This window comes from Fundidesulfovibrio sp. (assembly GCF_058402725.1).
This window is the reverse complement of the sequence record NZ_JBZVFJ010000068.1, coordinates 13,402-20,127: the sequence shown is the minus strand read 5'-3', so window position 1 is coordinate 20,127 and position 6,726 is coordinate 13,402. Positions and strand designations below refer to the sequence as shown.

Here is a 6,726-nt window from a genome sequence, read left to right as displayed (position 1 = left end):
GAGGGGGTCCTTGGAGAACTTGCGGATGGAGAGCGCCGGACCGTCGATGGCCAGGGGCGGGATGATGGCGTTGACGCGCGAGCCGTCGGGGAGGCGCGCGTCCACCATGGGCGAGGACTCGTCCACCCGGCGTCCCACGCGGTTGACGATGCGGTCGATGATCTTCTTGAGGTGGTCGTTGTCCTTGAAGCGCGCCCCGGTCAGCTCCAGGCGGCCCCGGCGCTCCACGTAGATGTGGTTGTAGGCGTTCACCAGGATGTCGTTGACGGTGGAATCCTTCAGGAAGGGCTCCAGGGGGCCAAGGCCCATGATCTCGTCGTGCACCTCGTCGACGAGGCGTTCGCGCTCGACCCGGTTGAGGGGGGCGTGGGCGAACTCGTCGCCCAGGAGCCCGTTGACCAGCCTGTTGATCTCTGACTTGAGGGCCGCCGGGTCCAGGGATTCCAGGAGGCTCAGGTCGATGACCTCGATGAGCCGCTCGTGCAGGAGCGTCTTGAGCTCGTAGTACTGGTCGCCCTGGGCGGCGGAACGCTGAGGGTCGAGTTCGGGCGCGGCCGGGGCCTGGGCCGTGGGCCGGATGAGCTGGCGTCCCCGCATGGCGTCTTACCTCCCGCCGGGCGCGCGGCCGAAGATCCTGCGGGCCAGGCCCGCCAGGCCGCCCTCGGCGCGTTCGCCGGACATGCCCGAGGCCAGGGCGGCCAGGGCGCGGCTCACTGCCGAGCGCGGGGCCAGGTCGGCCACGGGCCTGCCCAGGTTGATGGCTTCCAGGGTCAGGGCGTAGTCGTTGGGTATCACCTGGAAGCATTTGAGGCCAAGGGCCTTTTCCATGTCCTCCACGGAGAGTTCGCAGTCGGAGAGGTGGCGGTTCACCACCAGGCGCACCTCGCCCTGGGGGCGCACGTAGTCCAGGAAGCGGCGGATGTTGCGCACGCAGGCCATGCTCTGCACGCCCACCAGGTAGACCCCGTCGGCCTGGCCCATGACGCGCAGGGTGAGGTCGTCGATGTAGATGCCCAGGTCCACGCAGACGTGGTGGTGCCGGGAGCGCAGCTCCGCGAGGATTTCGCAGAGCAGCTCCGGCGAGAGCCCGGCCGGGGCGTCGGCCAGCTGGGCGGGCAGGGCCAGGAGCGAAAGCCCCGAGGCGTGGCGCTCGGTGCAGGCGGCGGCGTCGCGCGCCTGGAGCGCCCCCTCGCGCGCGAGAATCTCCGCCAGGGAAGTGCCCGGGGTGATTCCCAGGAAGAGCGGGCTTTCGCCGTAGGGCAGGTTCATGTCCACCAGCACGGACTCGCGGGGCGACGCGCCAGGCCCCGGTCGGGCCAGCTCGCGCGCCGCTCCCACGGCCAGGGTGGTCACGCCCACGCCGCCCTTGGCCCCGATGAAGGCGTGCAGCGCGCCGGAGCGCCCCGAGGACGCGGGCGCGGAGCGCCGGACGCGCCCGGCCATGCGCTCCAGCGCGCCGGGAAGCTTGCGTTCCAGGTCTGCGGCGGGCAGGGCCTCGCGCACGCCCAGGCGCAGGGCGGCCAGGAAGAGCTCCGGGGCGGCCGGGTGGGCGGCCAGGGCCAGTTGCGCGCCGGGGTGCTCCCTGGCGGCGCGGGCCAGCTGGTCCAGGGCGGCCTGGACGTCCTGCCCGGCGGCCACGAACACCACGTCGGGCCTGGCCTCGGCCGGGCGGGCCAGGGCCTGGCCCTCCAGCGCGGCGCGCAGGCCCGGCAGCACGGCCGGATCTCCCAGGAGGAGGATGCCGAGGGGACGCTCCACGGACATGCCCTAGCCCTTCCCCAGGGCGAAGAGCCCGAAGCGCGCCTTGCGCTCGGGGCGTTGCGATCCCCCGTCCAGGGAGAGGGCCAGGCCGCGCACCGCCTCGGTGACCGGGGACTTGGGCGCGGCCTCGGCCAGGGGCATGCCCTGGTTGATGGCCCCCAGGGTGGCCGGATAGTCGTTGGGCACGAGCCAGGCCCCGGCGATCCCTGCGGCCTCCTCCAGTTGGGCGGGGGTGACCTGGGCCTTCTCCAGATGGCGGTTCACCACCAGCCGGAAGGCGCGTCCGCGCCGGGAGCGGGCCACGGGGTACTGGGCGGCGAAGCGCGCCAGGTTGCGCAGGCAGGCGGTGCTCTGCACGCACACCAGGAGCACGTCGTCGGAGATGTCCATGATGCGCTGGGACACCTCGTCCAGGTAGGCCCCCAGGTCCACCACCACGGTGTCGAAGAGCCTGCGGGCCTGTTCGGCCAGGAAGCCCATCACCTCGGCCCCGGCCAGCTGGATCTCGTCGGGCTGGGCGGGCGGTGGCAGCAGGCGCAGTCCCGAGGCGTGCTGGGTCATGAGGCTCAGGAGATAGGTGCCGTCCAGGCGGCCCACGTTCTTCACGGCCTCGCCCCAGTGGTAGCGGCAGTTGAGGTCGAGAAACATCTGGGCCTCGCCGTAGGGCAGGCCCAGGTCCAGGAGGGCGGCGGCGCGCTCCCTGCCCTGGGCGGCGCGCTGGCGCTCCAGGGCCACGTTGACGGCCAGGGTGGTGCCGCCCACGCCGCCCTTGAGGCAGAAAACGCTCACCAGCCTGCCGGGCGCGGGGCCGCCCGCGCTGGCCAGCCGCTCCTGGGCGAACTGCTCGAACCGGGGGAGCAGGTCGTCCTCGCCCAGGCTCTCGGGAAGGAATTCGAGCACCCCTGCGTGCATGGCCGCCACGATGAGCGCCGCGTCGGAGGCGTCGCCCAGGAGCAGGAGCCCCGTCTCGGGGTTCTCCTGGCGGAAGGCCTCCAGGGCGCGCTCCTCGGCCTCGGGGTCCGGCCCGGCCTGTCGCACGCAGAGGTCCGGGGGCTGGGCGTCGCCCGGGGCCAGCACGCGAAGGCCAGCCTGGGCGGCGCACTTCTCGGCCAGGACGCGGGTGACCGGGTTGCGGATGTCCAGAAAGACGGCGGGGGTGGTGTTCATGCCCACAATGCGGTTCGACCTGGCCCGGGAGCGCCTACTTGGAGCCGGACTGCCCCTGCCCCGGCGCGATGTTCTTGAGGATTTTCTCGAAGACGCCCTCCCCCTGCTTTTCCTCGCCCATCTTCTCGTGGCGGTTGGCCGCCATGGCCGCGGACTGTCCGTCCATGCCCGTGACGGGCTTGTCGCCTCCGGCCCCGGGGTTGGCGATCTGGCTCTGCATGGTGGACTGCACCGACTCGCCGAACTTCCACTCGGTTTTGGGCTCGGTGTCCGCGCAGGCCGCGAGGGCCAGGAGGGCGGCGACCAGGAGGGCGGTGATGGGGCGCATGGGGGCTCCTCGGTTCGGGCGCTTATTTGCCCGCGTCGGAGGGTTTGGGGGGCCTCGGAGCGCCCGATGCCGGGGGGTTGGGCAGGGCGTGGCCGAAGTCGCCGTCCAGGCTGCGCCCGGCCGGGACCCCCGCCGCAGGGGCGGCCGGTTGTGCGCCCAGGCCCATCTTGCTGCGGTCGATGCCCAGGTAGAATTCCAGGTCGTCGGGTTCCTTGAGGCCCCCGTCGGTGGGCAGCTTGATGGCCTTGGGGTCGGCCGGCTTGGCGAGCCTGGGGGTGATGATGATCAGCAGCTCCGTCTCGTTCTTCTGGAACTTGCTGCTCTTGAAGAGGCTGCCCAGCACGGGCACGTCGCCCACGCCGGGGAACTTGCTGGCCGTGGAGCGGGTGTCCTGGGAGAGCAGGCCCGCGATGGCGAAGCTCTGGCCGTCGCCCAGTTCGATCACGGTGGCCGCGCTGCGCTTCTTGAGGGCCGGGATGACGAAGCTGCCCACCTGCACGGCGTTGGCCGGGTCCAGCTCCGAGACCGAAGGGGCCACCTGGAGGCTGATCTTGTCGCCCGCCAGCACGTGGGGGGTGAAGCGCAGCTCCACGCCGTACTTTTTCCACTCGATGCTGATGGTGCCCAGGGCCTGGGGGATGGGCACGGGGATTTCCCCGCCCGCCAGGAATTCGGCCGTCTGGCCGTTCAGGCAGACCAGGGTGGGCTCGGCCAGGATGCGCACGAGGCCGTTGTCCTTGAGGATGTTGATGAAGCCCGTGATGGTGGTGGGAACCCCGTTCACCTTGGTGTTGTAGTTGAACATCCCCTGCACGTTGCTGGTGATGTTCAGGGGGCCTTTCTGCTCGTCGAAGCGCGTGGGGTTGTTCACGCGGTTGTAGGGGTCCGGCACGGCCTGGTTGTTGGAGTTGGTGCTGGTGTAGGTCTTGACGATGTTGGAGAGCAGGGGCACGCTGGTGAGCCCGCCCAGGAAGGTGTAGAGGAAATCGCCCTGGGAGATGGCGTTGAGGTTGAAGCCCAGGTCCTTGGCCAGGGCGCGCGACATCTCGGCCACGCGCACCTCCAGCATCACCTGCTGCACCCCGCCCATCTGGAGCAGGTTGAGCACCTTGCCCGGCGAATGGGCCTCGGCCAGGGCCAGCAGGCGCTTGAGGTTGGCCTCGCTGCGCACCGTGCCGGACACGGCGATGGAACTGCCCGCCGCGCGCACCACCACGCCGGACTCGTCGGGCATCACGTCTCCCACGAGGCGGCGCAGGCGGGCCACGTCGGGGGCCACCTCCACGTCGTAGAGGCCGCGCACCTGGTCGGAGGCGTCCCAGAGGGTGATGTTGGTCACGCCCGAGGCCTTGCCCGCCACATAGAGCTGGCGCGGCGTGAGAAGCACGAAGTCGGCCACGTTGGGATCGCCCACGGAGACGCGGGCGATGTCCGCCTGGGTCTTGACCACCACGGACTTGCCCACCGTGAGTTCCAGCCGGGGCGCGCTGGCGGTCTGGGCGGCGTCCAGGGCCGAGGGGGCGGCGCAGGCCAGCAGCGCCAGCGCCAGGGCCAGGAGCAGGGCGGCGCGGTTCACGGCTTGCCTCCCGCTTTGGGGGCGTCCTTGGAGCCCAGGGGGGCCACTTCGCGCTTGGCGCCCCGGATCTCCTCCACCATGGGCTGGGCCTTGGTCTGGTCGGGCGGGGCGTCCTTGGGGGGTTCGGTCTCGCGCAGGCTGGCCAGGTTGCCGCGCAGGCTGGCCCCGGGGGTGAGCACGGTCTCCCTGTCCAGGGGGCCGCGCAGAGCCAGGTGCAGTTCGCCCTGCACGCCCGCCAGGGCCAGTTTCTCGGCCTCTGCCGGGGTGGCCTCCAGCGTGTAGGTCTCGGCCAGCATCTCTTCCTTGCCGCCCTGGGGCCTGTCGGCCTGCGCGCCCACGGCCAGCACGAGCATGTTTTCCAGGATCACCTTGGCGAGTTTCTGCCCCTGCTTGTCGGGGTCGTCCACGGTCATGAGCACGTCCACGCGCGCCCCGGGCAGGATGAGGCCGCCCAGGCCCATGACGCGGTTGCCGCGCACGGCCAGGGCGCGGCGTCCCTCGCCCAGGCGGGTCTCCAGGCCCGAGCCGCTCGACCCGGCGGGGAAAAGCTTGTCCTGGGTGACGGGCTCGTTGACCCCCAGGGGAACCATGACCACGCGGCCCTCCAGGGAGTCCAGGGCGGTGAAGCTGCCGGGGGGGACGCTCTTCTCGAAGTAGGGGGCCAGGGAGAGGTTGCCGGGGCCGAGGCGCTCGCCGCGGGCAAGGGGCTTGGCGGCCACGGCCAGTTGCACCTGGGCGGGAGCGGGCTGCTCCACGGGGGCCTGACGCTTCTTGCCCTGCCCCTGGAGCCAGCTGAACACCAGAAAGCCCGCCGTGAGGGAGAGCACGAGCGCAATGGCTCCGTGCAGAAGAATCCGCGATCTGTTCATCCGGCCCTGTCCATGGAGCGCTTCGCATCAGGACTGACGCGCCCGCTCCGTTGCGGATTTGCCGTCCGCCGTTTCAGGATCATTTCCCGGCTCGCGCGACGCTCTCGGGGACCCCTGTTGCGTTTACGAACAAACGTTGCACATTCGCAGCAGCTTGGCAAGTGCATACTCCGCTTGAACAGGCCATGCAACGGCATTTCGCGTCGCCTTTCGGGGCATACAGGGGATGCGCTTCGGGGTTCGCGCGGCTTTTGAAAAGGTCCCGCTGAAGAGAGCGCGTCAGAACACGGCAATGTATTTGCCGCCGACGGCGCGCCACGCCGCTGCCGCCAGCGTGCCGACGGCAATGGCCACTCCGTAGCACACCTTGGGCGGGTTCTTCATGGACCCGGTGCGCAGCATGTGCGCTCCTAGTGTGAGCGCCGCCTGCACGCCGCCCGCAAGGGCCGTGAACACCAGCACCGTGAGCACCGCGCCCGGCCCCAGAGCGGCCCCCGACACGGCCATGAGTTTCACGTCGCCCGCGCCCATCACGCCCAGCAGGAAGGGCGGAAGCATGCAACCGCCCGCCAGCAGGAGCCCCGCCCCGCCGACGGACAGCCCTTCCAGCCAGCGTCCCTCCAGGCCCGCCAGGGCCACGTTCAGGGCCACGAAACAGAGCATGGAGGGATAGGTGATGCGGTTGGGAATGCGGTAGCTCTTGAAGTCGATCCAGGCGGCCCAGAGCATGGGCACGCACAAGGCCCCCAAGATGAGCCAGGACTGCATGGACTGGGAAACGTGCACGATCCACCCCCGGTTCGCGCGGGCCGCCGCGCGGATTGCTCGCGCAGGCTACCACCGCCCGGCCCCGGACGCCAGACGCCGCGAAAGCGTATGCCGGGGGAAGCGCGCGGCTCCCCCCGGCATGCGGCATCGCGGCGGCTGACCGGCCGCCTGCCGGGAACGCTACTGGATGGACCCGGCGATACGGTTGAACAGGTTGGTCATGTTGGTGCCCAGCAGGGTCACGGCGGCGATGATCA

General features: G+C 70.8%; 7 protein-coding genes. All 7 read right to left on the bottom strand.

Annotated features, from left to right (window positions below; translation table 11 throughout):
• Nucleotides 1–597 (bottom strand): ATPase, T2SS/T4P/T4SS family (locus tag ACV4UX_RS10450; protein ID WP_491593231.1); only part of this gene is annotated, 597 nt, incomplete at its 3' end.
• 6 nt (nucleotides 598–603) lie between these two features.
• Nucleotides 604–1,764, bottom strand: a complete 1,161-nt coding sequence (locus tag ACV4UX_RS10445; RefSeq protein ID WP_491593230.1) for a CpaE/TadZ family protein — start codon at nucleotides 1,762–1,764, stop codon at nucleotides 604–606.
• Between the two features lie 3 nt (nucleotides 1,765–1,767).
• Entirely contained in the window at nucleotides 1,768–2,928 is a 1,161-nt protein-coding gene (locus ACV4UX_RS10440) for a CpaE/TadZ family protein (RefSeq protein WP_491593229.1), read from the bottom strand.
• Nucleotides 2,929–2,962: 34 nt separating this feature from the next.
• Nucleotides 2,963–3,256, bottom strand: a complete 294-nt coding sequence (locus ACV4UX_RS10435) for a hypothetical protein (RefSeq protein WP_491593228.1) — start codon at nucleotides 3,254–3,256, stop codon at nucleotides 2,963–2,965.
• 22 nt (nucleotides 3,257–3,278) lie between these two features.
• On the bottom strand, nucleotides 3,279–4,832 hold the full coding sequence (locus tag ACV4UX_RS10430; protein WP_491593227.1) for a type II and III secretion system protein family protein: 1,554 nt from the start codon (nucleotides 4,830–4,832) through the stop codon (nucleotides 3,279–3,281).
• On the bottom strand, nucleotides 4,829–5,701 hold the full coding sequence (gene cpaB, locus ACV4UX_RS10425) for a Flp pilus assembly protein CpaB (protein ID WP_491593226.1): 873 nt from the start codon (nucleotides 5,699–5,701) through the stop codon (nucleotides 4,829–4,831). The genes ACV4UX_RS10430 and cpaB overlap by 4 nt, the downstream gene beginning before the upstream one ends.
• 279 nt (nucleotides 5,702–5,980) lie before the next feature.
• Nucleotides 5,981–6,487, bottom strand: a complete 507-nt coding sequence (locus ACV4UX_RS10420) for an A24 family peptidase (RefSeq protein ID WP_491593225.1) — start codon at nucleotides 6,485–6,487, stop codon at nucleotides 5,981–5,983.
• Nucleotides 6,488–6,726: the final 239 nt, after the last annotated feature.